Annotated in this window: 22 protein-coding genes and 1 pseudogene; 21 read left to right on the forward strand and 2 right to left on the reverse strand. The window is 45.4% G+C overall.

Annotated features, from left to right (window positions below; genetic code table 11):
• The first annotated feature begins 82 nt into the window (after window positions 1-82).
• The 8 genes and pseudogenes from rsmI to ACFQS8_RS12245 all read left to right on the forward strand — a co-directional run bounded on the left by rsmI (window position 83) and on the right by ACFQS8_RS12245 (window position 6,325).
• Window positions 83-946, forward strand: a complete 864-nt coding sequence (rsmI, locus tag ACFQS8_RS12210) for a 16S rRNA (cytidine(1402)-2'-O)-methyltransferase (protein ID WP_382168619.1) — start codon at window positions 83-85, stop codon at window positions 944-946.
• 14 nt (window positions 947-960) lie between these two features.
• Complete coding sequence (locus tag ACFQS8_RS12215; RefSeq protein ID WP_382167774.1) at window positions 961-1,335, forward strand: YraN family protein; 375 nt, start codon at window positions 961-963, stop codon at window positions 1,333-1,335.
• A gap of 189 nt (window positions 1,336-1,524) precedes the next feature.
• Complete coding sequence (locus ACFQS8_RS12220) at window positions 1,525-2,448, forward strand: BON domain-containing protein (RefSeq protein WP_382167775.1); 924 nt, start codon at window positions 1,525-1,527, stop codon at window positions 2,446-2,448.
• 90 nt (window positions 2,449-2,538) lie between these two features.
• Window positions 2,539-3,483, forward strand: a complete 945-nt coding sequence (gshB, locus tag ACFQS8_RS12225; protein ID WP_382167777.1) for a glutathione synthase — start codon at window positions 2,539-2,541, stop codon at window positions 3,481-3,483.
• Between the two features lie 103 nt (window positions 3,484-3,586).
• Complete coding sequence (locus tag ACFQS8_RS12230) at window positions 3,587-3,907, forward strand: hypothetical protein (protein ID WP_382167779.1); 321 nt, start codon at window positions 3,587-3,589, stop codon at window positions 3,905-3,907.
• A gap of 71 nt (window positions 3,908-3,978) precedes the next feature.
• Window positions 3,979-4,896, forward strand: a pseudogene (locus ACFQS8_RS12235) (YifB family Mg chelatase-like AAA ATPase); the annotation flags it as partial.
• A gap of 64 nt (window positions 4,897-4,960) precedes the next feature.
• On the forward strand, window positions 4,961-5,422 hold the full coding sequence (locus tag ACFQS8_RS12240) for a hypothetical protein (RefSeq protein ID WP_382168621.1): 462 nt from the start codon (window positions 4,961-4,963) through the stop codon (window positions 5,420-5,422).
• A 90-nt stretch (window positions 5,423-5,512) separates the two neighbouring features.
• Window positions 5,513-6,325 carry a DUF3800 domain-containing protein gene (locus ACFQS8_RS12245; RefSeq protein WP_382167781.1) on the forward strand — a complete coding sequence of 271 codons (813 nt, stop codon included), beginning with the start codon at window positions 5,513-5,515 and terminating at the stop codon, window positions 6,323-6,325.
• A 172-nt stretch (window positions 6,326-6,497) separates the two neighbouring features.
• Here ACFQS8_RS12245 and ACFQS8_RS12250 read toward each other — a convergent pair whose 3' ends face one another.
• Window positions 6,498-7,460: an IS1595 family transposase gene (locus ACFQS8_RS12250; RefSeq protein ID WP_382167783.1), complete on the reverse strand. Its 963-nt coding sequence runs from the start codon at window positions 7,458-7,460 to the stop codon at window positions 6,498-6,500.
• Window positions 7,461-7,557: 97 nt separating this feature from the next.
• On the opposite strand from ACFQS8_RS12250, the gene ACFQS8_RS12255 reads away from it, so the two are divergent.
• From ACFQS8_RS12255 to ACFQS8_RS12275, 5 genes are all read left to right on the forward strand, one after another.
• A complete protein-coding gene (locus tag ACFQS8_RS12255; RefSeq protein ID WP_382167785.1) occupies window positions 7,558-7,797 on the forward strand; it encodes a DUF6471 domain-containing protein in 240 nt (79 codons plus the stop codon).
• A gap of 214 nt (window positions 7,798-8,011) precedes the next feature.
• Window positions 8,012-8,689 carry an Abi family protein gene (locus ACFQS8_RS12260; RefSeq protein ID WP_382167787.1) on the forward strand — a complete coding sequence of 226 codons (678 nt, stop codon included), beginning with the start codon at window positions 8,012-8,014 and terminating at the stop codon, window positions 8,687-8,689.
• A gap of 204 nt (window positions 8,690-8,893) precedes the next feature.
• The gene (locus ACFQS8_RS12265) at window positions 8,894-9,508 is read left to right on the forward strand and encodes a magnesium chelatase subunit ChlI family protein (RefSeq protein WP_382167789.1); all 615 of its coding nucleotides are present in this window, start codon (window positions 8,894-8,896) and stop codon (window positions 9,506-9,508) included.
• A gap of 107 nt (window positions 9,509-9,615) precedes the next feature.
• Window positions 9,616-11,127, forward strand: a complete 1,512-nt coding sequence (locus ACFQS8_RS12270; protein WP_382167791.1) for a response regulator — start codon at window positions 9,616-9,618, stop codon at window positions 11,125-11,127.
• A gap of 2 nt (window positions 11,128-11,129) precedes the next feature.
• The gene (locus ACFQS8_RS12275; protein WP_382168623.1) at window positions 11,130-12,488 is read left to right on the forward strand and encodes an AmpG family muropeptide MFS transporter; all 1,359 of its coding nucleotides are present in this window, start codon (window positions 11,130-11,132) and stop codon (window positions 12,486-12,488) included.
• 73 nt (window positions 12,489-12,561) lie between these two features.
• Here the strand turns inward: ACFQS8_RS12275 and ACFQS8_RS12280 are convergent, their stop codons facing one another.
• On the reverse strand, window positions 12,562-14,859 hold the full coding sequence (locus tag ACFQS8_RS12280) for an NADP-dependent malic enzyme (protein WP_382167793.1): 2,298 nt from the start codon (window positions 14,857-14,859) through the stop codon (window positions 12,562-12,564).
• A gap of 192 nt (window positions 14,860-15,051) precedes the next feature.
• On the opposite strand from ACFQS8_RS12280, the gene mutS reads away from it, so the two are divergent.
• The 8 genes from mutS to ACFQS8_RS12320 all read left to right on the forward strand — a co-directional run bounded on the left by mutS (window position 15,052) and on the right by ACFQS8_RS12320 (window position 26,232).
• Window positions 15,052-17,712, forward strand: a complete 2,661-nt coding sequence (mutS, locus tag ACFQS8_RS12285) for a DNA mismatch repair protein MutS (protein WP_382167795.1) — start codon at window positions 15,052-15,054, stop codon at window positions 17,710-17,712.
• 47 nt (window positions 17,713-17,759) lie between these two features.
• A complete protein-coding gene (locus tag ACFQS8_RS12290; RefSeq protein WP_382167797.1) occupies window positions 17,760-20,591 on the forward strand; it encodes a [protein-PII] uridylyltransferase in 2,832 nt (943 codons plus the stop codon).
• Between the two features lie 8 nt (window positions 20,592-20,599).
• Complete coding sequence (gene murJ, locus ACFQS8_RS12295) at window positions 20,600-22,165, forward strand: murein biosynthesis integral membrane protein MurJ (RefSeq protein WP_382167799.1); 1,566 nt, start codon at window positions 20,600-20,602, stop codon at window positions 22,163-22,165.
• 99 nt (window positions 22,166-22,264) lie between these two features.
• On the forward strand, window positions 22,265-23,296 hold the full coding sequence (gene trpS / locus ACFQS8_RS12300; protein ID WP_382167801.1) for a tryptophan--tRNA ligase: 1,032 nt from the start codon (window positions 22,265-22,267) through the stop codon (window positions 23,294-23,296).
• Between the two features lie 39 nt (window positions 23,297-23,335).
• Window positions 23,336-23,869: a copper chaperone PCu(A)C gene (locus tag ACFQS8_RS12305; RefSeq protein ID WP_382167803.1), complete on the forward strand. Its 534-nt coding sequence runs from the start codon at window positions 23,336-23,338 to the stop codon at window positions 23,867-23,869.
• Between the two features lie 87 nt (window positions 23,870-23,956).
• Entirely contained in the window at window positions 23,957-24,922 is a 966-nt protein-coding gene (locus ACFQS8_RS12310; protein WP_382167805.1) for a hypothetical protein, read from the forward strand.
• Window positions 24,923-25,042: 120 nt separating this feature from the next.
• Complete coding sequence (locus ACFQS8_RS12315) at window positions 25,043-25,579, forward strand: universal stress protein (protein WP_382167806.1); 537 nt, start codon at window positions 25,043-25,045, stop codon at window positions 25,577-25,579.
• A gap of 80 nt (window positions 25,580-25,659) precedes the next feature.
• Entirely contained in the window at window positions 25,660-26,232 is a 573-nt protein-coding gene (locus ACFQS8_RS12320; protein ID WP_382167807.1) for a NifU family protein, read from the forward strand.
• Window positions 26,233-26,235 lie beyond the last annotated feature (3 nt).

Below are 26,235 nucleotides of genomic sequence, written 5' to 3' on the forward strand. Positions count from 1 at the left end.
AGATATTTCTGACTCTGAACTTGTCGGAGACACTAATCCCGACGATGGTTCAAAACAAGCACAACATGCTGCTGTTAACCGTATGATTCGTCCAAATCCAGACCTTAATGCGGGTCTGTATATCGTCGCAACGCCTATCGGCAATTTAAGAGACATAACTTTACGCGCTTTGGATGTATTGGCCTCGGCTGATTTAGTGTTGGCAGAAGACACCCGTGTTGCAGCAAAGTTAATGCATGCATATGGTTTAATCCCAGAGCTACGCCCTTATCACGACCATAATGGGGCAATATCGCGGCCTAGAATTCTACGTGAACTAGCAAAGGGGCATCGCATAGCGTTAATTTCTGATGCTGGTACTCCACTTGTATCTGACCCTGGGTATAAACTTGCGCGTGAAGCTATTGAGGCGGGCCACTATGTCACTGCCTTGCCAGGAGCTTCTGCACCTCTTGCAGCTTTGACAATTTCTGGTCTGCCGTCCAACAGTTTTCTTTTTGCAGGCTTTCCACCACCCAAGCAGACCTCTCGCCTGAAATTTTTAGATAAATACAAAGCATTAGATACGACGCTGATCTTCTTTGAGGGGCCGTCACGTTTAGCTAAAAGTTTAAATGACATGGCCCAAGTGTTTGGAAACCGAGACGCGGTGCTGGCCCGTGAATTGACAAAACGGTTTGAAGAAGCGCGTAGACTGCCACTGACCGACCTTGCAAAAGCGATAGAAGAAGAAGGCCCCCCTAAAGGAGAATTAGTCGTTTTAGTTGGTCCCCCAAACTCTGATGAGAATATAAGTGAAGAGGATTTGGATGTCGCTATTCAAGACGCACTTGCTACAATGTCAGTAAAGCAGGCTTCTTCTGAAGTTGCCGAGAAATTTGGTTTAAAGAAACGTGATGTCTATGCTCGTGCTCAAATGTTAAAGGATGAAGCATCGGGCAAATAGAGTCTGGGGGGGAAATGAAGACGCGCAATAAAGATACCTCTCGTCAAAAACGGGAAACGAAAGGACGCCGCGCGGAGCTTTTAGCGTCTCTATTTTTAATGATTAAAGGCTATCAAATTCTAGCCCATCGCGTTCGGATGCATTCAGGTGAAATAGATATTATCGCAAAAAAGGGAGCGCTTATTGCCTTTATTGAAGTGAAGGCACGTAAATCTATTGAGCGTGGTCAACACGCTGTGACGGATCGATCTTGGCGCCGCATTGCGCGTACTGCAGAAATATGGATGTCGCATAAGCCAAATTTTTCAAAGTGTGACTGGCGATATGATTTGCTTGTTATCGCGCCGTTTGCTCTGCCTAAGCATTTTCAAGACTATTGGCGGCTATAAAAAACATTGATTGAGAATATATACGAAATTTTGACATGTTTTGTTGATTAGATGTCCCTAAATAGAGTTTGCGCTTTGAGCTTAATCACACCGTAACTCAGTATTTTTATCTTTATTTCATGGTTAAATCGCTATCCTGCTAAGGTAGATTGAATAACTGAACCAATGAGAGTCTTTAGGAGCCATCCAATGAAAATCCGCACCTTTGCAATCGCTCTGTTGGCCCCTTGTATGATTGGCGCACTAACTGGGTGTGCAGTCGTTCAGGAAAAGACGTTTGGTGAGAGCTTAGATGAGGCTTCTGCTGCAAGCCAAATTAAGAGCCAATTACTTGCTCGATCACCAGGACGTTTTATGCAGGTTGATGTTGAGGTAACATCGAGATTGGTTCTTTTAACCGGACGTGTTGAGACTGAAGAAGATAAGGTTGAAGCCGATCAAATTGCGTGGGGTGTGCGCACGATTGATGAGGTGGCAAACGAAATTGAAGTGATGCCTAAGACATCGCTGCTCAAAAATGTGAATGATGAATGGATCACCGCAAAAGTTCGCTCGCGCCTTGTTGGTGATGCTGAGATTAAGAGCGTCAACTACAATATTGAGACGTTCAACGGCGTTGTTTATCTGCTTGGTTTTGCGCGAAACCAAACCGAACTAAAACGTGCCGCAGAACATGCGAGTCTTATCAAAGGCGTTGAACGAGTGGTGTCATATGTAAAAATGCGTGACCGTTCTACTCCACCAAATTATGAAGTAAAGACTGGTCCTACGGTTGCTAATGGTACGCCACTTGGACGTACAAGCGTCGTGCAACAGCCGCAGCCACAGCCACAATATCAAGCGCCTTATTCCGCGCAGCCCCAAGGGGGACAAGTTGGGTATATTGACCCCAACCCACCGAGAGATTTAGGTGGTTATGATGATACTGGGCTTTATGGTGGTGCGAATACACCGCTTCCAAACCAAAACCAGCCATACTCGGACCCACAACAACCTGCCGCTCAATATGATGCGGATGGTTATTTGATTGTTCCAAATGAGCCAAATAACCCTTCATCAGGTTATTCTGACCCCTATGCGGACCCTTTTGGTGATAACGCCTCTTCTAAATAGAAGAATACCGCCTATCTTGTAGGCAATAGACTTATTGTCGGTGCTTGGCGCTGATATCCCCATATTGCTTGCTGGAGGCTCGCGCCCACTATGAAAATTGCTGTTCAAATGGACCCATTGGAAAATGTAAATCCAGCGGGTGACACAACTTTTGCCATGATTGAAGAAGCACAAGCGCGTGGCTTTAAGTTATGGGTCTATAGTGTTGATGATTTATATTATGATGCGGGCGAAGTGAAAGCATGGGCGCGCCCGGCAAAGGTTTTCCGGAGAGATGAGGGACATTGTGAGTTAGGTGAGCGCGAATTATTAGATATGCGTGCAGATGTGGATGTCGTGCTTATGCGTCAGGATCCACCTTTTCACATGGGATATTTGACGGGTGCCCATTTATTAGAATTAATTCAACCAGATACTCTTGTCGTGAATGATCCTGGTTGGGTACGTTCTAGTCCAGAAAAAGTATTTCCGCTTGAGTATCCAGAGCTTCAACCTCCAACGATGATTAGTCGCTCGCTTGAGGCGATTAAGGCTTTCCGTAAAAAGCACAAGGATATTGTTCTCAAGCCATTATATGGGCATGGTGGTGCATCCGTTGTTCGCATTAAGCCGGACGATGGAAACTTTGAAGCGCTTGTGGAAATGTTTCAAGAAAAAGCGCCTGAACCCTTTATTGCTCAAGCATTTTTGCCTGATGTGAGTGCGGGAGATAAGCGTATTATTCTTGTTGAAGGTGAGCCTTGTGGTGCGATTAATCGCATGCCACCAGAGGGAGCCATTCGCTCAAATTTAGTCGTAGGTGGGACAGCCAAAGGATCTGAATTAACGGCACGTGAATTGGAAATCTGTGCCACGATTGGTCCTGAATTAAAGAAACGTGGCCTCATATTTGTAGGTATTGATGTGATTGGCGGCTATCTCACAGAGGTGAATGTAACCTCTCCAACTGGGGCGCAAGCGATTAAGAAACTTACTGGCATCGACCCGGTTGGTCGTATGTGGGATGTTATTCAGGCTAAGTTCAAAAATAAGTGATAGTTTTATTCCAATATTGACATGATGCCCGTACAGGGCTGGAATATAAATGATTGCGATGTGTTATTGCTTGTATATGTAGACTTTGAAGGAAGAGATCGAAATGAAGAAAGTTTCTTATAGCCTTATTTTAGGTGCCTTTCTGGCGATGGGTTCTACAGCATGTGCGGCTGAAAAAGATGAAAACCCTCCTGCGGAAACACAAGAAGCAGCACCAAAAACATCAGGTTTTAATTTTTCAATCCCGGGTGATGATAGTGCTGCAAAAAAAGCAAGTGGCTTTAACTTTAGTGATCCCAATGAAGTAGAAGCAGGAAAAACGGCTTTAGGCCGTGTGGACATTCCAGTTGATGACACATCCAAAATCGAAACTTTTGAGCCTGAGATTCAAATCCCAGAAGGCAATGATGCAACTCTAGACTAGCATTACTTAAATTTGTTCTTCATATGTTCTAAAAAATGTGATATCCACAATCAGAACATGTGGGGGATATCATGGTTAGTCGTATAACAACGTTCGCGTTTGAAGGGGTCACAGCAAACCCTGTTGATGTTCAAGTTCAGCTTTCTAGCGGACAAGTGCATTTTGCTATCGTGGGATTAGCAGATAAAGCCGTTGCTGAAAGTCGAGAGCGGGTGAGTGCAGCTTTTGCCTCCCTTGGCCTTTCAATGCCTCCCAAAAGAATTGTTGTGAATCTAGCACCGGCCGATCTTCCCAAAGAAGGCAGTCATTATGATCTCGCAATCGCCTTAGCACTTCTGCAGGCTATTGGAGTTTTAGCTTCAGATGCTCTTGATGGTATGGCTGCTATTGGTGAGCTTTCGTTAGATGGAAATATAGCGACAATTCCAGGTGCACTTCCAGCCTCTATGGGTGCCGAAGCGTTGGGTAAAACACTGATATGCCCAAAAGATTGCGGGCCAGAAGCTGCGTGGTCTGGAGGCCATGTTCTACCAGCCAAAAGTTTGATGGAATTAATATCTCACTTTAAAGGCAACCAACAAATCATCAGCGCTAAACCTGGCGAACTCACGGAGATTGAAACAGTCCCCGACCTTAAGGATGTCAAAGGGCAAGAAGGTGCAAAGCGTGCCTTAGAGATAGCGGCAGCAGGCGGCCACAACCTCCTTATGATGGGGCCACCAGGTTCAGGCAAATCCATGCTAGCACAACGACTGGCAGGTATTTTACCGCCTCTTTCTGCGCATGAATTATTAGAAGTGAGTCAAATTCAATCAATTGCCGGTGCGTTGGAAAAAGGTCAATTATCGCGTGTGCGCCCCTTTAGAGGACCACATCATTCAGCAAGTATGGCGGCTATGGTTGGGGGCGGTATCAAAGCACGGCCTGGCGAGGTTTCTTTAGCGCATCACGGTGTGTTATTTTTAGATGAATTGCCCGAATTTTCCGGTATTATGGCGCAAACTCACCAAATATAATGCTATACATCATCGATTATGATGTTATACTGAGGTGATGAAACTAAATGAAGAATATGAGCGCCCCAACACTGTTGCGGGTCTGAAAGCTAAACGCGATGAGCTAGGCGCTCTTCGTGAAAAGTTCCGCACTGAAATCAAGAAGATTACAGTAGACATTGACCACATTGACGCATCAATCAGGCTCTTTGATCCTGAAGCGGACAATTACAAAATAAGACCCTATGTAGTGAAGCATAGGGCTGAGAAAGGAAGTGTAAAACGGTTTGTGCTTAATTCTCTACGGACATCCGAAACATCATTAACATCTCGCCAAATCACTGAGCTTTGGGCAGCTGATAGAGGATTAGACGCGGACGAGGCAACCCTAATAACTATAAGGAAACGTACTAGCGCTTGTATCAATACTTGTGTGAAGCAGGGTCTAGTAAGGCAAGACGGCATGACTACTGATCATGACGCTTACGGGCCTTACAAGCGGTGGAGGATTGCGAAGTAAATTCCTAACTAATCCATGACTCGACATATTATTGAAAATACTGCAACTTTTGGTCGCTGATGTTATTGATTATTCTGCGGCCAATATTTTATGAATCATTATTACGCTTATATTGACGAAGCTGGAGATGAAGGCTTCGGAAAACTTAGAAATTTAGAAACTAGAGGTGGCCAGTCAACTTGGTTGATGTTGGGCGCAATTATTGTGAGTTCAGACACCGATAAATTACTTCCAAGTAAGCGCGATGAATTACGCTCAAAGTTCCCCACTAAGAAAAACTCTAGTCTGCACTGGTCAAACCTGAAACATGAGCAGCGTATAGTAGCTGTTAATATGCTTTCAGATATACCAATGGGTGTGGCGGTGATGATGTCGCATAAGGTCACTATACCGGGCGGAAAATTTGAGCATCAATTTAAGAAGCCACAATGGTTATACAATTATCTAGTTAGATTTTTGATTGAAAGATTGATATCAGCTTGTGAGAGAAAATCAAAAGGCGAACCTTGTGTTCTGCATCTAACATTTTCTCAACGAGGCGGAACAAACTACCAAACTATGTCTGAGTATTTTAAAGGTAGGGCCGCTGATGCTGATGTTGTTAAAACCCCTAGAAGAACTGATTGGAGCATTTTGGATATTGAGGGTATTCGCGTAGAAAACCATACAAAAAGAGCCGGTTTGCAGATCGCTGATTGCACCACAAGTGCTTTCTTCACGGCTTTGGAGCCAAACAGGTATGGTAATATAGAACCAGCTTATGCAACTAAACTGATCCCCAATTTAATTACGAAAAATAAATCATCTTACGGTGAGGGTCTAACAATTGTTCCCAACCTTGGAGCCGCTAATCCAAGTGAAGAGCAGCTTCATTTTTTGAGAGAGTGTTGGAAAAACAGGTAGGCCCCCAGCTCCTGTTTCACATCGCTTCGGATGCTGCCAGCGTAAGCCAACTTGGAGTGGTTCTGGCGCTTGCCTACCCAAATATAACTTAGCGAGTTTTGGGCTATGGTCAAGGCGCCTTTTTGTATTTGAGTCAATAGTTGGTTCGAGCTAAAGTTTAACTTATTGATAACTATTTCGAATTTTTCTGCCAATATCCACACATTGTAGGAGATTTAGGTGCTATCGCTGCACAGTTCACTATCATTGTGAACTGGTTGCCATTGCTTTCGCGTCGAACATCCTCGCGCCATGCTAGTTCTGTTGCGTATGAAGAGAGATATTTACCTGCAATGTGGTGGTGAATACCAATTTCAGCGCGACGGATACGGCTAAAGAATGATTCAGCTTGGTTAGTGCAAGCTCCATCCTTTGAATATGCCTTCTGGTGGTTGATACGCTTTATAGGGAAGTGAGCAGCTAGTTTGTCCCAGTGTGAAGCTTCGTCCGCGTGAACTGTTGCAGAAGGCGCTACATTCGCTTTTGTGGCCTCTACGCCCTCTGCTTCGACTTTTCCTACGACTGTGCGTGTGCGGCCTTCACGCTCACGCATAACGATAACAACTTGGCGCTTGCCAGACTGGTTGATCTTCTTGCGGCGATCTTTGCGGTCTTCACGGTTGTTAGCTGGTTTCACGTATCCACCGAAGTACGCACCATCAACTTCAACATTACCCTGCAAAGCGCCTTCATGACGAGCAAGTGCTATTGATTCACGAAGTTTGTGGAGAAGAACGAAAGCAGCTTTGTAGTCGCAACCAAGATCACGGGAGAGTTGAAGAGCTGAATAACCTTTCGCACCGTTCGTGAATATCGCAATTGCTCCGAGAATATCACGAAGGCTTAGTTTGCGGCTGTGAAAGATCGTGCCTGATGTAATGCTGAATTGTTTCTTGCAACTTTTGCACTTCCATACTGGGCGGCTTTTAAGGTCATAGTGATCAACACACCCACATTCAGGACAAACAGGCTCACCATCGGTTTCAGCCCAACGGATCGCACGAAAAGCTGTTTCGGCGTCTTTATCCGACATGCGCAGAACCTTAGTTAGCGACAGTGTTTTTGCGAGAGGAGATAGTAAAAAGTGCTGTGACATATCATATCCGATGAGGTTATGCACTATATATGATATGTTGAAACGTCATTGTCAATGGTGTATATCATCAAATATGATGCTTTTATGAGGAAATGTGATGGCTAAAGACGATCCAATCAATGTAGAATATGAATTGAAGGCCAAAAACCTGCTAAAAGCAGAGCTGAAAAGGCGCGGCATAACTTATGTTGAATTGGCTAAAAAACTTCAAGAGCGTGGTGTTTCTGAAAATGAGCGCAACCTGACAAACAAAATAAGCCGCGGGTCATTTACGACAGCGTTCTTTCTGCTTTGCATGGATGTAATAGGAGCAAATATGCTACAATTAGAAACTTAACAAATAAGAGGACGATTTATAAGATTTATATTTTCAATAAATTTATGCGTTTCGATTGCAGGGTTGATTGCATTTATGAAAATGATCAAGCATAAGTAGTTAAATTTTATAGGTATATCTTAAAATGAGCGAACCCCGCGAGGGCCAAAGGCTGTCACGGGGTTCTTACAGTCCAGCGTCGTTTGAATCAGTGACGACATATGGCTCACATCGAATGCTTACTATTATGAATTCAAAAGATCAAGATTTAGTTACTGCAAATTTTCACCCAACTATCTCAAGCGATAGGCTGAATACCTACTTAATAGCGACAAACTTTTCAGACCAGAACGCTCTAAATTTATATATATGGAACGCATATATTGGGGAAGCGTTCCATTTGCCAATTCAGTCTGTCGAAATAGGTCTCAGAAATAGAATCAATCAAGCACTTGTAAATAGATACGGCGACGAGTGGTGGAGGGAAGCAAAATTTTTAAAAATAGCTCATTCTCGACAACAAGAAGATATACAATTGGCAACTCGACGCATCCAAAAAAGGCAGTCTTCATTAAGCACGGGTCAATTAGTAGCGACTTTAAGTTTTGGTTTTTGGTCTAGTATGCTGGATTCACGTTACAATGTGGATATATGGAGTACTGAGCTTAAAAATGCTTTCCCAAATCTACCTGCCGGAAAAGATAGAGGTTTTTTAAGTAAAAGAGTACGAAAGATCAATGATTTACGTAATAGAATATGGCACCATGAGCCAATATTTAGGCTAAATCTCTCGCAAGAGTATGCGGACACTTTGGAGCTTCTCAGATGGATTTGTCAAAAAAAACATGACTGGATACGGCCAAAGTGTCGGGTTCCAATTATTCTTAGGCAAAAGCCCAAAGGCTCAAGTTAGTATTGGCTGATGAATAATGGCAGGCTACGAGAAATCCCCCGACTACGGCTCAAAGCCTCCATCATGGCAGTGGATCGTAGCGGCTGTTTGCGTGATGATTATCGTGGCGATTGTTTTACTTAAACTTCAATAATCACATCTAATTACAAACATCATCGAATGTGGTGAGTTTGCGCCATAATACCGGAATTTTCGAGTCAGGTTTTGGATAGCCTCAGACAGCCTCTGGAAAATGGAGAAGCAGTTATTTCACGTGCAAACAGGCATGTGCGTTATCCAAGTCGTTTCCAGCTTATAGCGGCTGCAAATCCTTGTAAGTGCGGAGGTGGACCCTCCGAGAATATGTGTCGGCGTAAGCCTGCATGTAAAGTAGATTATATGGGGCGTGTGTCAGGTCCATTCCTTGATAGAATTGATCTTTTTATTGATGTGCCCGCCGTAACCGCGATGGATTTAACTTTGCCGCCTCCTATAGAGGGGAGTGCGCAAGTTGCCAAACGCGTTCAAAAAGCCCGCCATCTTCAAGAACAGCGCTATAAAGAGGTGGTGAACGCACGGCACTTAAATGTAGATGCAGATACTACTGCGATTGATGCTTTCTGCACGCCAGAAGCGGATGGGCAGGCATTATTGATGCAAGCTGCAGAAAAGCTTGGTCTTTCCGCGCGAGGGTATCACCGTGTCCTTAAAGTGTCGCGCACAATTGCCGATCTTGACGGAGCATCAACTGTGCGTCGAATTCATGTAGCTGAAGCTCTAAATTATCGTTTCAGACCGATCGGAATGCCTCAACAACCTAAAGAAATGCTGAGAAACTAAATCTGACAGCGTTTGCATCATTTTACATATGGCTATTGTGTAAGTGTAGGCATTTGTTAACCATGCACACTGCTATGTCGGGATAGGATTATACAGCGAGCAAGAAAATGTCTTCAACATCAAAACAGAACGATTTAGAGATAAAAACTGATGTTGAACGTATCGAGCCAGACACGTCACAACGTTTTACGGCATCGGTTTCACATGAAATTCGTACGCCTTTGAATGGCATATTGGGCATGGTGTCATTGCTCGAAGAGACAGAGCTTTCTCCAGTTCAAAAAGAATATGTAGAGGCAATAGGAAAAAGTGGCTCCAGATTGCTGGATTTGCTCAATAATGTGCTCGATTATTCGCGATTGGAAGCTGGTGATATTCCACTGGATATCGCGCCGTTTGATCCTTCTGAGCTTATCCAAGATGTTGTTGAACTTCTTGCTCCACGTGCTCATGCAGCTAATCTCGATATTGCGGCCGCCCCAGCGCCCAATCTGCCAGCTTCTTTTTTGGGAGATGCAGGACGTATTCGTCAAATATTATTCAATCTAGCAGGCAATGCGATAAAGTTTACGCAAACGGGTGGGGTACTTGTGACAGCACGGCTGACCTCATCAAGTGAGTTAGTGTTTGCTGTGCGGGACACCGGTGCGGGTATCCCAGTGTCTGAGCAAGAAAAAATATTTAGTGCATATGGGCAAGTTTCAGCGTCAGACGCAGGGCGTGACAGTGGGGTAGGGCTTGGTTTAGCCATTGCGCAACGCTTGGCATTGGCAATGAAGGGGCGTTTACATATCGCATCTGAATTGGGAAATGGCGCTGGTTTCTTTCTAACACTTCCTTTAAAAATAGAAGCTGAAAGCCCAAAAATGCCGTCTTCCGGCCGTATATTGAACGTTGATTTGCAAGCCAGTTGTGCGTCTCAGATTGCAGTTATGTCTGCGCTTGCAAATTCAGATATTCGTTATCAAAAAACGCCTATAAACGGAAAAGCGGATGTTGCTATTCTTGATGGATCGCTTTCACCTGCAAACATTAAGAAACAAGCTAAACGCACACCAACTTTAGTTATTCTCCGTCCCGAGGATCGTGCGCAAATTCCCAAATTTAGAGAGATGGGATGTGTAGGGTATCTTATTCGGCCATTGCGGGGGGCATCTATCGCAAAGCGTGTTGAAATTGCTGCGCGCGGTGAAGAATTCACAGAATCCTCTGAAAAGATTGAAGTTGCACCTACAGGCGCACGCGCACTTATAGCAGATGATAATCCAGTCAATTCCTTACTTGCCAAACGGGCCTTAGTGACGGCAGGTTTTTCTGTAGATACTGCAGGCACAGGCGCTGAAGCCCTAGAGGCTGCATCCAATACGCATTACTCTATTATATTTATGGATGTCAGAATGCCGGTAATGGATGGGTTGGAGGCAACACGCCGCATTCGAGAATTAGATGGTGCAGCAGGCAAAACACCCATCATCGCAGTTACAGCAGACGTTGATCCAGACCTTCAAACAAAAGCAAATAAAGCTGGCGTGAGCCTTGTTGCAGCAAAACCAATCGACCCCCAACGCCTACGTGGTCTGGCTTTGAGCTGGGCTGTTTTTAAAGGTGAAGTAAATTGAGCGTGACCCAAGATAATGATTTTGTAAGTATGATAAGACGGTTGAAACATCCTCGTTTCGCCTCAATGTTGATACTTGGGTTTGCCTCTGGTCTTCCATTATTGATGGTTTTTCAAAAATTATCAGTTTGGTTAAGAGAAGTGGGCATAGATAAATCCACTATTGGATTTATGTATTGGATTACAATAGCCTATACCTTAAAATGGTTGTGGTCTCCTGGTGTAGATAGAATTAAAATCCCATATCTCACCGAGAAATTAGGTCAGCGCAGATCGTGGATGATCGTTGCCATGGTCGGTACGGCAGTTGGATTGTTTGTTATTGCCGGATCAGACCCCGTGAATGCACTTTGGACGACGTTATTAGGTGCGGCTATTCTCGCTTATTCTGGTGCCACTTTAGATATTTCAATTGATGCGTGGCGTATTGAATCCGCAGAAACCCAAGATCAAGGGTTTATGGCCGCGATCTATCAATTTGGGTACAGACTTGCGATTATGTTTTCTGGCGCAGGCTTAGCACTAACTGATTATTTCCCGTGGTATGTAACTTTTTCGATGATGGCTGGCGTAATGCTAACTGGAGCGGTGTTAGTTCTAAAAATGCGAGAACCTGAACGTAATAAAGTAAAAGTTCGGGAAGCTAAACCATTCCTCAAATCCATTTACGCTGCGATTTTCGAGCCATTCCAACAATTCTTTGTACGGTTTAAAATTTGGATCATTCCTGTAATTGGAGTGGTGATGTTCTACCGCTTATCTGATTTCACAATGGGAGTTATGGCAGCTCCGCTTTATGTGGATTTAGGATATTCCAAATCGGAGATTGGAACTTTTCAAAGTGGTTTAGGAATATGGTTTGCGTTTGCTGGTACATTCGCAGGCGCATTTTTCATTGCGAAATGGGGCGTTATTCGGACCATGATTATTGGTGCGCCTATGACATTCATAACGACTGCTGCATATGCAGGTTTGGCGTCTTTGGGCGTGCCCGATCAAGCAGATATTATTCGAGCTGCAAATGGCGGAGAATTAGTAGGTATTGATGTGCCATCCACATGGTGGTTATTTACCGCCATTGGAGCCGATAATTTTGCTGGAGGTATCGTAGGAACTGCTTTTATTGCGTATTTATCAAGTATAACAGACTCTAAAAATGCCGCGACGCAATACGCTTGTTTAAGTTCATTTTATGCTTTTTTCTGTAAATTTGCAGCTGGGTTTTCTGGCGTCATTGCCGATTCCATTGGGTATGTTGGTTTGTTTTTGATTTCAGCATCTTATGTGATTCCAACTTTCGTGCTCCTCGTCCTTATTCTATGGAAAGGCCCGTTAGCGGTGAAGGGTGAAAGTCAGCTATAGCCAGTAGTTGTAAAAAGGCCGCTCAATATAAACTGAGCGGCCTCTTTTAAAGAGCAAGTTTTGAGCTTGGAAACTACACCATTTTCCAGCCTTGCCCATTGTCTTCGCTGTGCAGATCATATGCTGCAAACGTTGCCATGTTCACGATATCTGAAACGGCAGAACCTAGCTGTACAATTTGGATAGGCGCATTCAATCCCAATAGGAGCGGACCAACAACGGTTGTTTCCCCTAAAGATGCCGCAAGCTTTGTTGAGATGGACGCAGCGTGAATTGCTGGCATAATCAAAATATTAGCAGGCGCACTTAAACGTGAGAATGGGAATGTGGACCGTGCGTCTGGGTTAAGCGCCACATCTACGGCTATATCACCTTCATACTCAAAATCGATATTGCTTTTTTGATCCATCAAGTTCGCAGCGTGACGTACAACATCTGCGCGCTCACCTTTTGGATAACCAAAACTAGAATTTGATAAGAAGGCCACACGCGGCACAAAGCCCATACGTTTTACCACTTTCGCCGCCTGAATGGCGGTGTCAGCTAATTGATGCGCTGTTGGCATTTCTGTGATGGATGTGTCGGCAACAAAAAGCGGCCCATTTTTTGAAATAATGATCGACATACCAATTGCGCTTTCGCCATCACGCTCATCGGCCACAAGGCGAATATCGCGTAGGGCAGTGTGGTAGTTACGAGTTAACCCCGTCACCATGCCATCCGCGTCTCCACATGCCACCATACACGCACCAAATACGTTACGGTCATTGTTTACGAGGCGTTGCACATCACGTTGCAACAAACCTTTTCTTTGCGTGCGTTTATAAAGGTACTCAAAATAAGTCGGATTATTGTCGGATAGGCGCGCATTGATAATTTCAAGTTCATTTTCCGGCACACCAACAAGGCGCATGTTTTGTTTCACTTGCTCTTCGCGTCCCACAAGAATTGGGTGGCCCAATTGTTGGTTCTTAAACGCAAAAGCTGCCCGAATGATTGCTGGCTCTTCACCTTCTGCAAACACGATACGTTTTGGCTCTTCGCGGCGCACAGCCCCTTGGAAACGCTGCAAAAACCCTGCTGATGGGTTTAATCGGCGTGCCAATGTGTTGGAATAAGCTTCCATGTCTTCAATTGGTTTGCGCGCAACGCCTGTATCCATCGCAGCTTGAGCGACGAATGGTGGAATATAGGAGATCAAACGCGGATCAAATGGAACTGGAATAATGTAGTCACGTCCAAATTTTGGGCGTGCGCCGTGGTAGGCAGCAGCCACTTCATCCGGAACATCTTCACGCGCCAACATCGCTAATGCACGCGCACACGCAACTTTCATTTCTTCATTAATGGCTGATGCGCGAACATCCAAAGCGCCCCGGAAAATGTATGGGAAACCAAGAACGTTGTTCACCTGATTAGGATAGTCAGAACGTCCTGTTGCGATGATTGCATCGCTGCGAACTTCCATAATTTCTTCTGGTTTAATTTCAGGGTCTGGGTTGGCCATTACGAAGATAATCGGGTTCTTCGCCATGGATTTCACCATGTCTTTGCTCACGGCACCTTTAACAGACAAGCCGATCAACACATCCGCGCCATCAATTGCTTCAGCTAAGGTGCGCTTCTTTGTTTTTACAGCAAAACCAGACTTATACTGGTCCATACCCTTAGTGCGCCCCTGATAAATCACACCATCACGATCACACATTAAGATGTTTGATTTAGGAACCCCAAGATGGTGGATCAAACCTGCAACAGAGAGACCAGCAGCACCTGCGCCTGAAACTGCGACCTTTATGTCTTTTAAATTGCGTCCTGTGATCTCAGCTGCATTGATTAGGCCAGCGGCTGCAATGATCGCTGTTCCGTGTTGGTCGTCATGAAATACAGGAATGTTTAACTTCTGACGTAGCTCTGCTTCAATCTCAAAGCACTCTGGTGATTTGATATCTTCAAGGTTGATGCCTCCAAACGTGGAGCCAATCATCCGCACGCAGTCTATAATTTTTCCGGGATCTTCTTCGTCAATTTCAATATCGAATGAATCAACATCAGCAAACCGCTTAAAAAGTACGGACTTTCCTTCCATGACGGGTTTTGACGCAAGTGCGCCCAAATTCCCTAACCCAAGAATTGCCGTACCGTTTGAAATGACAGCTACAGTGTTTCCTTTGGAAGTGTAGTCATAAGCAAGGTTTTCATCTTTTGCGATCGCTTCAACAGGAACCGCGACGCCGGGAGAGTAAGCCAGAGACAGATCACGTTGTGTCTGCATAGGCTTTGTCGGTGCCATTGAAATCTTACCGGGTGTTGGCGATTGGTGGAAAGCTAGCGCTTCTTCGTCCGTAAAAGATGGGCGTTTAGAGCTCATGTGCGTATTGTCCTCGTGTGGCATTTCTGCCTGATTTTGTGTCGACTTCATTTCCTGAAGCTGCAGATCTCACTCTAACGGATCAATTCTGCTGTGAATAAATAAACTGCGGAAGACCGCAAGTTCGATAAAATGCAATTTCTTAGCTTTGTCACCCTTGCAGTGCAATTTAGTCTGGCTAGTGTGCCGTTCATGTCAAAAGCACCTTCTCCTTTTTTGGTCCAGTACCTTGAAATTAAAGAGCGTCATAATGATGCGCTCTTGTTTTTCCGTATGGGCGACTTTTATGAACTCTTCTTTGAAGATGCCCAAATTGCTGCGGCAGCTTTAGACATTACCTTAACCGCTAGGGGTCAGCATTCTGGTGAGCCAATCCCTATGGCGGGTGTACCATTTCACGCCGCGGAAGGCTATCTAGCACGATTGATTCGTCTAGGGCACAGAGTCGCAGTCTGTGAACAATTGGAATCTCCAGAAGAAGCGAAAAAACGCGGTTATAAATCCATCGTTCGCAGGGACGTGGTGCGCATTGTTACGCCAGGAACACTGACAGAGGATTCTCTTCTGGATGCACGTGCATCAAATATCCTTGTCGCTATTGGTTTAGCATCGGGGGGCAGTGAAGGCGGTGTTGCCCTAGCTGATGTTTCTACGGGTAGATTTGAGGTATTTGAGGCTGCTCCTGAAAATTTTGGCGAAATCCTATCATCTCTTTCTCCCAAAGAATTATTGCTGAGTGAAAGTGCGTATGCGAGGCCGCTTATAAGCGACATGTTAGAAAGCCTTAAAACGGCTGTAACACCGCGACCCGCAGTGAAAGCAGATAAATCATCCGGTGAACGTCAATTAAAGGATGCGATGGGTGTAAAGTCGCTTGATGCTTATGGTGGCTTCTCGGCAGCAGAATTATCGGCATGTGCTTTATTGTTGGATTACTTGCATCTTACTCAAGCAGGGGAGGCACCGCGTTTAGACCCTCCCAAGCGATATATGAGTAAAAATTTCATGTCGATTGATCCGTCGACACGAACAAGTTTAGAAATAGATGTGTCGGCTCAAGGCGGGCGCAAAGGATCATTGCTGCACGCTATTGATTGTACAATTACTGCACCGGGCGCGCGTCGTTTGGCTGACAATCTTGCACGCCCCTTAATTGACCTTGATGTTATAAATTCCCGCCTCGATGCGGTTGGAATGTTTGTGTCTGATAGGGATTTGCGGGAGGAAGTACGCGACTTTTTAAAGCAGAGCGCGGACATCGAACGAGCACGCATGCGCCTTCAGCTAGGCAGGGGGGGACCAAAGGACTTGCTCGCCATAGCCTCAGGGTTGGCAGCAGGTGCGCAGGCGGCCAACAGGCTACGTGCAGGTATCGCAGGATTACCTGTTTTATTGGAAGAGGCGTGCCAATCCCTAGACCTTAAATTACAAACTGGATTGGGAGAGTTTTCAGATACCCTATCTGCTGCAATTCATGAAGATGCTCCTGTACTAGCGCGTGATGGTGGATTTGTACGGGAAGGCTATGATCCAGAATTGGATGAAGTGCGATCATTGCGAGATGATAGCCGCAAAATTATTGCTGGTTTGCAAGCAAAATACGCTGAAAAAACCGGTATAAGTAGTTTAAAAATACGTCATAACAAGGTGTTAGGCTATTTTATAGATGTGACGGCGCGCAATGCAGATGCAATGCAAAATGGTCCTCACGCTGGCGACTTTATCCATCGTCAAACGATTGCTTCAGCCATGCGGTTTACCACAGTGGAGCTGGGTGAATTAGACGGCCGTATCGCGCGAGCGGATGGTGAAAGTAAAGCGCGTGAAATGGACATTTTCAATGAGCTTGTCACCCGCGCAAATAACCTTTCCCAAGAATTGCGAACTGCTGCGGACGCTATGGCAGCTATAGATGTTGCTGCTGCACTGGCACATTGGGCCGAAGATGTGAAAGCCGTGCGTCCGCAACTTGATGATTCTACACGATTTAATGCTGTCGGCGCGCGTCATCCTGTCGTCGAGGCAGCACTTCGAAAAGAGGGCGAGGGGTTTACAGCAAATGACTGTATCCTAGATGCTGATGGCAAAGATGCCCCTAGATTGATGATGGTAACTGGCCCGAATATGGCGGGTAAATCAACCTATCTGCGCCAAAATGCACTTCTAGCTATTTTAGCGCAAGCGGGATGCTTTGTCCCAGCACAACAATTCAATTTAGGGCTTGTTGATCGAGTGTTTTCTCGTGTTGGGGCATCGGATGATTTATCGCGTGGGCGTTCGACCTTCATGGTGGAAATGATTGAAACTGCAGCAATTTTGAATCAAGCTGGTCCCCGTGCTTTTGTCATTTTGGATGAAGTTGGCAGAGGTACTGCGACATATGATGGATTGGCTATTGCGTGGGCTGCGGTGGAACATCTGCACGAAAAAAATAAATGTCGAGCTATTTTCGCAACCCACTATCATGAGCTGACTGACCTTGCGGAGAAACTCAGTCATGCAGGAAATGCATCCCTTCGCGCAAAAGATTGGCAAGGCGATTTGGTTTTCCTACACGATGTAAAGCCAGGTGCAGCTGATCGATCCTATGGTGTGCAAGTTGCTAAATTAGCAGGAATGCCACGCGCTGCTGTTAAACGCGCAGAGGATGTACTCTTGCGTCTTGAAGGTGAAGCGAAAAAGGGTGGCCCTAAATTGGACGACTTGCCATTGTTCGCAGCTGTCGCAGAGCCTGCTGCTAGCTTTGAACCAAGTGCTGTTGAGCTTTTGTTGCAAGATCTAGATGTAGATGGGATGTCACCGCGAGAAGCTTTGGATATGCTATATAAACTAAAATTAAAACTTGGCAGTTAGTAGAATTCGTTCTGTTCTATAGACTGAATGTCGGTTAGGAAGAGCGCATGCAAGAAATTAAATCAGCCCGCCCCGCATCATCTCGTCGTTCACGTCCTGGATCATGGCGAATTTCAGACATAATTGATCCACGTCAGTTACGTATTCAGTTAACTGCTGCGCATATGGACAATGTTCACGATCAGCAGCAAGCACGCAAACGTGTTTTAAACCTATTGCATGGTGCTTTATTCCGCGGACGAATGATTGCTCAAGAACGTTTAGAAGCTGGCGCTGACGGGCTCGATACTGCAAACTTACTATCCGCAGTGATGGATGAAGTGCTCCATGCGCTATATGATTATACAACCACCCATATTTTTAGAGTAAAAAACCCGACACAAGGTGAGCGCATGTCCGTGCTCGCGGTTGGCGGATATGGGCGAAGTGCATTGGCACCGTCTTCAGATGTAGATCTTCTATTTCTGCGCACTTACAAACAAACTGCATGGGCAGAGAGTGTGATTGAATACATGCTTTATGCTCTTTGGGACCTTGGCCTAAAAGTGGGTCACGCTTTTAGAACGATTGATGAATGTATTCGTCTTTCTAAAGAAGACTTTACCATTAGAACAGCTATCCTAGATAAACGTTATTTATTTGGTGACGCTGAGATAAAAGAAGAATTAGACCAAAGGTTTAATAAAGAAATCATCGATGGCAGGGCGGCTGAATTTGTTCAAGCAAAATTAGAAGAACGTGATCGTAGAATTTCTCGCGAAGGAAACTCACGGTTCCGTGTCGAACCAAATGTGAAAGAAGGCAAGGGAGGTTTACGGGACCTACAAACGCTCTTTTGGCTCGCTAAATATGTGCATGGCGGTGATACCTTCAACGAGGTTTTAAACAATCATGTCTTTTCAAAATCAGATGCTGCTTTGTTTCGTCGTGAAGCCCGGTTTATGTGGACGGTGCGATGCCACCTTCACTATGTTGCAGGTCGTGCCGAAGATAGATTGAGCTTTGATTTACAGCCTGAAATAGCTTCAAGAATGGGATTTGTAGACCGCGCTGGAATGACAGGCGTAGAGCGTTTTATGAAACGCTATTTTATAGCGGCTAAAGAAGTTGGTGCCCTTACACGAATTCTTTGTGCGAAATTAGAAGAAACAGAACAGAAAAAACCTTCAGGTTTGTTGAGATTTTTGCCGATTCCATCTTCTAAGTTACTAGAAAATAAAGACTTTATTTTAGATGGTGGTCGTGTTTCATACGCCAATCCTGATAGTGTTAAATCTGATCCGCTGAATTTGTTGCGTCTGTTCGATGAGGCAGACAATGCCGGCTATGATATCCATCCAAATGCAATAGCTGTGGTCCGCGATAACCTTAAAGAATTAAAGGTTTCATATAGAAAAAATCCTGAAGCCCAGAAGCTTTTTCTTGATATTGTAACGTCACCTGATCACCCAGGTACGACTCTGAAAATTATGAATGAAACAGGTGTCTTAGGTCGATTTTTACCAGAATTTGGGCGTATTGTAGGTCAAACTCAGTTCAATATGTACCACCATTATACTGTGGACGAGCACACCATTCGGGCGGTTGAAGCTATGAATGATGTTGAAAAAGGTGAATTGGCTGACGAGCATCCTCTTTCAACTGTTTTATTTTCTAAGATCCAGAATCGCCGTGCTCTCTATCTAGCTATGTTGTTACACGACACTGGTAAGGGGCAGGGTGATCAACAGATAGAAGGTGCTAAGACTGCGCGAGGGGCATGCTTACGTCTTGGTGTAGAGCCTGAAGAGGCTGAGCTTGTAGCATGGTTAGTGGGAAACCATTTGGAGATGAGCGATACTGCGCAAAGGCGTGATATTTCAGATCCCAAGACGGTTGCAACTTTTGCGAAAAAGGTCGGAACGGTCGAACGATTACGGTTGTTAGTTGTGTTGACTGTTTGTGATATTCGAGCTGTCGGCCCAGGAGTTTGGAATAGCTGGAAGGGACAATTGCTTCGTGAATTGTACTATGCGACGGAAGCTGCTCTACGCGGCGGTCGGGCTGATGAAGCCTCGGTTCGTGCGCAAATTGCTAACCGTGCAGATGATGCCAGAGAGATGTTTTCTCAGAGAAGCACGAATATTCCGCAATCTATTTTAAGTTTGGAAAATGCTTATTGGATTTCGTTTGAAGCAGAAGTTCATCAATGGCATGCAGAGCAAATTGCTAGCGCTCAGTCTGATACCATTTGTGCAGCGCGCATAGAGAAAGAATTGAGTGCGACGCAAGTTATGGTTTTTGCGAAAGACCGCCCCCGACTATTTGCCGATTTATGCCGTGTGTTGACGAGTGCAGGGGCCGATATATTGTCAGCTCGCCTCTACTCAACAAATGATGGCCATGTTCTGGATGTATTTGAAATACAAACGAATATTGGAGATCCTTTCTGCGAAGGTGACCCAATTCGGTTGGAACATTTATGCGATAGTTTACGGGCTATTGCGGTCGGTGAAAAACCACAAACGGATTTCAGCGATACCGAATACAAAGCTTCTAGACGTCAAGCCGCTTTTATCGTTGAGCCTGTTGTTTCCATCAATAAATCTGCATCCAATAGTGCGATTGTGATCGAACTATCAGGTCGAAATAGGCAGGGATTGATGCAGGAAATCGCCAATGAACTGTTAAATGCAAATTTGTCGATTCAATCTGCACATGCTGAAAGCTATGGCATGTTGGTACATGATGTATTTTATGTTGAAGCGAATGATGGTGTCATAATTGACGAAACGAAACTCACTCAAGATTTGCTAGATGTGTTGCGACGCGGTGATTTAGAAGCCCCAAGAACACCTGCGCGGGCTTTAAAGCGCGCGAAAAGTTCTGAAAATAGATAGGCCGGAATATGAGCTTAGCGCGCAATGTGTTTGTTCAGTCTACTCTCACGTTTGGGAGTCGCATTTTAGGTTTCATTCGCGATGCAGTCATTTTTGCAAAGTTGGGTGCGGGACCGCTTACAGACGCATTTCTAACAGCGCAACAATTCCCTAATTTGTTTCGTAGATTGCTTGCTGAGGGAGCTTTTGCGCAAGCATTTGTGCCCTTATATAGTAAGTCTCAAGTAGAAGAGGGTGATGAGGCTGCCACTCAAATGGCAACTGAAACAATGTCGATGTTGTTTACAGTTACCATTGCTTTGTCCGTTGTTGCACAATTGGCAATGCCCTGGATTATGCTTGTTTTGCAGGCGGGCTATCGTGATGATCCCACCATTTTCAATCTCTCTATATTGCTGACGCAAATAACGATGCCATATCTCGTTGGTATGGCGCTATCGGCTTTGTTTGCTGGGGTTCTTAATGCGGGTGGTCGGTTCGTGCTTTCTGCCGCAGCGCCGACATTGATGAATATATGTTTGTTGATCGCGGCATTTAGTTTCAATGACCCTCGTACGGTTGCAATAGCGTGTTCTGTAGCAACTTTGATTGCAGGCGTGTTGCAGGCGGGTGTTTTGTGGATGGGCGCGCGGCGATTAGGTGTACACTTAAAAATGCGGTGGCCTAGAATTACGCCAGCAGTGAAAAATGTAGCGAAAATAGCCGTTCCAGGTGCTTTGGCTGCGAGTGCGACGCAAATTAATATCATTGTATCGTCATCTATCGCGTCGTTTGAAGCGGGTGCGAAAGGGTGGTTGGCATCGGCGGACCGGTTTTATCAATTGCCATTGGGTATAGTTGGTGTTGCAGTGGGGGTGGCTATTTTGCCGCGCTTATCGCGTGCTATGAGTAGTGCGGGGTCGCAAACAGATACACATCGCACACTTGATGAGGGCATTGCGCTTGCGATGGCGTTGACCTTACCGGCGGCGGTAGCTCTTGGTTTAATTCCATTTTTTTTAATAGATGCTTTGTTTGGGCGGGGCCAGTTTGATGCCAATGACTCCGCGATGGCGGCTCAAGCGCTTATTCATTATGCGTGGGGTGTTCCTGCATTTGTGTTGGTAAAAGTGTTGGCACCGGCCTTTTTTGCGCGGCAGGATACGAAACGACCAATGCAGTTTGCGGTGATTGCGGTTATCGTGAATACCGTGTTTGGAGCGAGTGCATTTTTCTGGTTGAGAAACAATGGATTGCCTGGGTTTCCAGGACTCGCAATTGCGACCAGTTTTGCCGCGTGGCTCAATGTGATCATGCTTTGGACCACGCTTATTAAGCGCGGGGATTATAAACCCAGTGGTTTGTTGTTAAGCCGTGTTATGCGTGTGCTTGTGGCCTGCTCCCTGCTTGGTGCTTATCTGTATGTAGCCAACATGTATCGTGAGGTTGTGCAGTTCTATCTCTGGGACTCGCGTGTTATGGCTCTGGCCGCAATCGTGGTCGTTGGCGGTATTTTGTACGGCATTTTGGCATTAATGACGGGAGCCGTATCACCGCGCGAAATTCAAAACATGATGCGTAGAGGCAAATCTTAGACAATAGGGCAGTGGCTGTCTTTGGCTTAGACACTTGCGTGATATTCTTATTGTGCGATAGACCGCCTATCTCTCAATATAAGTAAAAGGCCCAATTTGATGAGCGATACAGAGAAAGCCTATAAAGGCCCAGAACGTGTTTTTTCCGGCATGCAACCATCAGGTGATTTGCACCTTGGAAATTATCTCGGCGCTTTGATCAATTGGGTGAAAATGCAGGAAGATTGGGAGTGTGTTTTCTGCGCTGTTGATTTGCATGCGATTACCGTACCCCAAGACCCTAAAATTCTTGCGAGTAAAACACGTGAGATCGTTGCGGCTTGGTTGGCTGCTGGAATTGACCCAAAGAAAAATATTGTATTTGCGCAATCATCGGTTCGGGCACATACAGAATTAGCTTGGATTTTAAATTGTACGGCTCGCATGGGTTGGGCTGAACGTATGACGCAATTTAAAGATAAAGCAGGTAAAGATGCTGAACGCGCTTCGGTTGGATTGTTCACATATCCTGTTTTGATGGCGGCTGATATTTTGGCTTATAAAGCGACGCATGTTCCTGTCGGCGATGATCAAAAGCAGCATTTAGAATTAACCCGCGATTGTGCGGACCGATTTAACCGTGATTTTAATGCCCCTAATTTTTTCCCAATTCCTGAACCACTTATTCAAGGGCCGGGTGCGCGGATTATGTCGTTGAAAGACGGGACGAAGAAGATGTCAAAATCTGACCCGTCTGAATTGTCGCGTATTAATCTTGTGGATGATGGCGATACGATTGCAAAAAAGATCAAAAAAGCAAAGTCAGATGCAAATGCACTGCCGTCCGAAGTTGAAGGATTAGAAGGGCGTCCTGAGGCTCGCAATCTTGTGGGCATTTATGGCGCGCTTGCGGATATGACAAGTGCGCAGGTGTTGGCTGAATTTGGCGGGGAGGGGTTTGGGAAATTCAAACCAGCATTGGCTGAATTGGCTGTTGAAAAACTTGCACCAATTTCTGAGCGTATGCGTAATTATATGAGTGATACTGCGCAAATTGATGTGATTTTGAAGGATGGCGCTGAGCGTGCTAGCGCAATAGCCGATCCGATTTTGAAGCAAGTGCGTGAAACCGTGGGATTTGTAAGCGTTTAAGCTGTGCAAGCGGAACCTTAGAGATATTGGAGACGAGATATGACAGCATATAACTGGGTTAAGGGTTTCGGTTTAGGATGTGCGGCTTTTGCGATGATAGCCGCTTGTTCGCCCAAATCGGAAACAGTTGAAACGACAGCTAACCAAGCTCAAGAAGATACACAAAAAGTGGATGAACGTATTGCTGAATCTGCAATCATTGTTTCGGATGCTTTAATTCGTACGCCTCTTGGCGGAAAAAATGTAACAGCTGGGTATTTCTCTCTGACACTTGGTCAGGATGATCGCCTCCTATATGCGTCAACTGATGTGGCTGAAAAAATAGAATTGCACACCGTCGAAATGACGGATGGTGTGATGCAGATGCGTGAAATGGAAGGCGTTGATATTAAAGCCGGACAAGCAGTTGTGTTTGCACCTAAAGGCGAGCATTTGATGATTTTTGGCGTCAAACCCTTAAACGAAGGGGATATTGTTGAAGTGACGTTTGGATTTGAATCTGGACGCACAGCAACGGCTAATTTCACTGTAGGCATGCCTGATGTTTCAAAAGGCGCTGGACACAACCATTAATGAAACGTAACATTTTAGTATGTTGTTAAATCGATGCACTCAGTTCGTAATTGAGTGCATCAATCTTAATGGATCTGGTATTCGTATATGAGTGTTCTTCAGTTTAGTCGCAGACAAGACGTTATTGCTGAAGAGCCGGCTATTGTTGAAATAGACAAGCCAATTCCCCTGAAATTTAAGCCGGTAGAACGTCTAAAACAATCTGGACTGCCCAAACGTCTGCGCAAATACTTTATCATTTTAGCGAGCATGGCGCTTGTGCTAGCTTATCCAGTGCTTGTGTTGCAGGCCAATCATATTGATGATGATTTGACCTTTCCAGAGTCTATAAATCAGAATTGGTCATCTCCTTGGGCGGGCGTTGGCACACAAATATTGTTACGTGAAGCAAATGTTCACGGCTGGACGCCAGATGCGCCGGCATGGAGCCCATCTGCGAGATTGACTGCCATGCCCGCCTATCAAATGGCGATAGCACACGCTGTTGGTGATTTTGCAGAATTAGTGAATCAGCAGATGGGGGAGCCAGCAGATACTAGCCTCAACTCTGTCGCTTTGCTTTTATCGCGAGATGTGAGTGCCAATGAAATACGAGCCGCAAGTGAAGCTTTGACGAGTTTTGATGGCGGGGTCCGGTTGCGTCGGTTTGATGATAGCATGACGACGGTACAATATGCCCAACGCATAGAATTGCTTATATCTTGGATGCGCCAATCTGAGGCCGAATTGTCATCAATTGTTGATTCTGCCAAAGGGCAACCCTTTGATCGAGACGCTGTGGAAGCTGTTTATCGCTCCAAAGCAAGGGCTTATATGGCGCACAGATTTGTAAGCTATATGAAAGCTCCCGCCGGATTATCCATTCGCAGCGAGATGGAAGCATCCTTGAAGGCATTGGAGAAGGGCGCAAAATTTTCCCCAGTATTCGTTCTGAATACGAAAGCTGACGGTCTACTCTTGGCATCACACCCAACAGCACTATATCGTCAACTACTTGAAGCAGAACGTGTTTTGTCAAATATGGCGCAAACTGTTCGAGCGCAGAGTTTATAGTTGGAATAAAAACTATGTAGTGTGCAAATAGAAGCCAGTTTTGTTTGCATCGTAAAATCTGGAATGCGTGCTACATTATAAAAAAAGATGTGGGATATTTTGTCCTCGGAGGATGATTTCGTGCAGATTGATAACGAGTTAGACGATTTGAATTTGAAGGAACGTCCGGCGGAAGCTCAGCTTAGGCGAAAGTTTCTAACGCTCGCGGATGATACCCAAGAATGCTTCCCAGCAATTATGTTTGCGGCAATGCGAGCAAAGCGTGTGGGCGCGGGGCTTGTTATCACGCGTGTTGTTCAAGTGTCTGGAATGGGGCATTGGCGCGGGTTGGACGAAGACATGCGCACAGAAGCAATGGATAATGCACTAGCCGAAGTTCAATCACTTGCGCGATTAGTGAAAGAACGCGTTGGCATCGAAGCAGAGTTGATTGTGGATGAAGGAAAGCCGGAGCAAATTATCTCTAAAACAGTAGATAAAGATCACACGATTAAGGTGATTGTGTTGGGATCAGGATCTGGTCGCGGTGGTCCCGGTCCGTTGGTTGCGCGGATTGGGAGAGGCAAACCACTGACCACACGTCCAGTTGCGATTACCATTATTCCGGGAAACTTGAGCGATGACCAATTAAACGAAATGGGCGGGGCGCATCACTAATACCTTAGCTTGATGGTAGGAAACCTCTTGTTTTTGTCGCGTAAAAGCGCCATTTGAGTGTCCTGTAAGGAGACTTGTCCATGTTTATACAAACTGAAGCTACGCCAAATCCGGAAACGTTGAAATTTTTACCCGGTCGGGAAGTTTCTCCTAAAACGCCATATGAATTTCTTGATGAAAAAGAAGCAGGGTCATCACCCTTAGCGGCTTTCTTGTTCACGCTGCGCGGTGTGAAGACAGTTTTTCTAGGTGCTGATTTCGTTGCGCTGACGAAAACTGCGGAAACAGATTGGGCCGTTCTAAAGCCTCAAGCGCTTGCGGCAATCATGGATCATTTCGTTTCAGGCATGCCAGTTATTGCAGATATGAGCGATCCTGAACCTAAAGAAGAAATCGTTTATGAAGGCGAGACTGCTGAAATTGTCGCTGAAATTAAAGAACTGATTGAGACGCGTGTGCGCCCAGCTGTGGCCAATGATGGCGGTGATATTGTGTTTGAAAAATTTGATGTGGATACCGGCGTTGTGACGCTGCAAATGCGGGGTGCGTGTGCAGGGTGTCCATCCTCAACAATGACGTTGAAGAACGGTATTGAAAACATGCTGCGCCATTACGTGCCAGAGGTAACGGCGGTTGAAGCAGCGGCAATTTAGGCT

Source organism: Hirschia litorea (assembly GCF_042665075.1).
In the GTDB taxonomy this organism is placed as follows: Bacteria; Pseudomonadota; Alphaproteobacteria; order Caulobacterales; family Hyphomonadaceae; genus Hirschia; species Hirschia litorea.

Excerpts from the sequence above, each read along its gene's own strand:
- rsmI (WP_382168619.1), top strand. The coding sequence starts at position 83 with ATGATTCGTCCAAATCCAGACCTTAATGCGGGTCTGTATATCGTCGCA.
- ACFQS8_RS12290 (WP_382167797.1), top strand. The coding sequence starts at position 17,760 with ATGCAAGAAATTAAATCAGCCCGCCCCGCATCATCTCGTCGTTCACGT.
- ACFQS8_RS12280 (WP_382167793.1), bottom strand. The coding sequence starts at position 14,859 with ATGAGCTCTAAACGCCCATCTTTTACGGACGAAGAAGCGCTAGCTTTC.
- ACFQS8_RS12215 (WP_382167774.1), top strand. The coding sequence starts at position 961 with ATGAAGACGCGCAATAAAGATACCTCTCGTCAAAAACGGGAAACGAAA.
- trpS (WP_382167801.1), top strand. The coding sequence starts at position 22,265 with ATGAGCGATACAGAGAAAGCCTATAAAGGCCCAGAACGTGTTTTTTCC.
- gshB (WP_382167777.1), top strand. The coding sequence starts at position 2,539 with ATGAAAATTGCTGTTCAAATGGACCCATTGGAAAATGTAAATCCAGCG.
- mutS (WP_382167795.1), top strand. The coding sequence starts at position 15,052 with ATGTCAAAAGCACCTTCTCCTTTTTTGGTCCAGTACCTTGAAATTAAA.
- ACFQS8_RS12240 (WP_382168621.1), top strand. The coding sequence starts at position 4,961 with ATGAAACTAAATGAAGAATATGAGCGCCCCAACACTGTTGCGGGTCTG.
- ACFQS8_RS12305 (WP_382167803.1), top strand. The coding sequence starts at position 23,336 with ATGACAGCATATAACTGGGTTAAGGGTTTCGGTTTAGGATGTGCGGCT.
- ACFQS8_RS12245 (WP_382167781.1), top strand. The coding sequence starts at position 5,513 with ATGAATCATTATTACGCTTATATTGACGAAGCTGGAGATGAAGGCTTC.
- ACFQS8_RS12270 (WP_382167791.1), top strand. The coding sequence starts at position 9,616 with ATGTCTTCAACATCAAAACAGAACGATTTAGAGATAAAAACTGATGTT.
- ACFQS8_RS12320 (WP_382167807.1), top strand. The coding sequence starts at position 25,660 with ATGTTTATACAAACTGAAGCTACGCCAAATCCGGAAACGTTGAAATTT.
- ACFQS8_RS12260 (WP_382167787.1), top strand. The coding sequence starts at position 8,012 with ATGCTTACTATTATGAATTCAAAAGATCAAGATTTAGTTACTGCAAAT.
- ACFQS8_RS12250 (WP_382167783.1), bottom strand. The coding sequence starts at position 7,460 with ATGTCACAGCACTTTTTACTATCTCCTCTCGCAAAAACACTGTCGCTA.
- ACFQS8_RS12255 (WP_382167785.1), top strand. The coding sequence starts at position 7,558 with ATGGCTAAAGACGATCCAATCAATGTAGAATATGAATTGAAGGCCAAA.
- ACFQS8_RS12230 (WP_382167779.1), top strand. The coding sequence starts at position 3,587 with ATGAAGAAAGTTTCTTATAGCCTTATTTTAGGTGCCTTTCTGGCGATG.
- ACFQS8_RS12220 (WP_382167775.1), top strand. The coding sequence starts at position 1,525 with ATGAAAATCCGCACCTTTGCAATCGCTCTGTTGGCCCCTTGTATGATT.
- murJ (WP_382167799.1), top strand. The coding sequence starts at position 20,600 with ATGAGCTTAGCGCGCAATGTGTTTGTTCAGTCTACTCTCACGTTTGGG.
- ACFQS8_RS12310 (WP_382167805.1), top strand. The coding sequence starts at position 23,957 with ATGAGTGTTCTTCAGTTTAGTCGCAGACAAGACGTTATTGCTGAAGAG.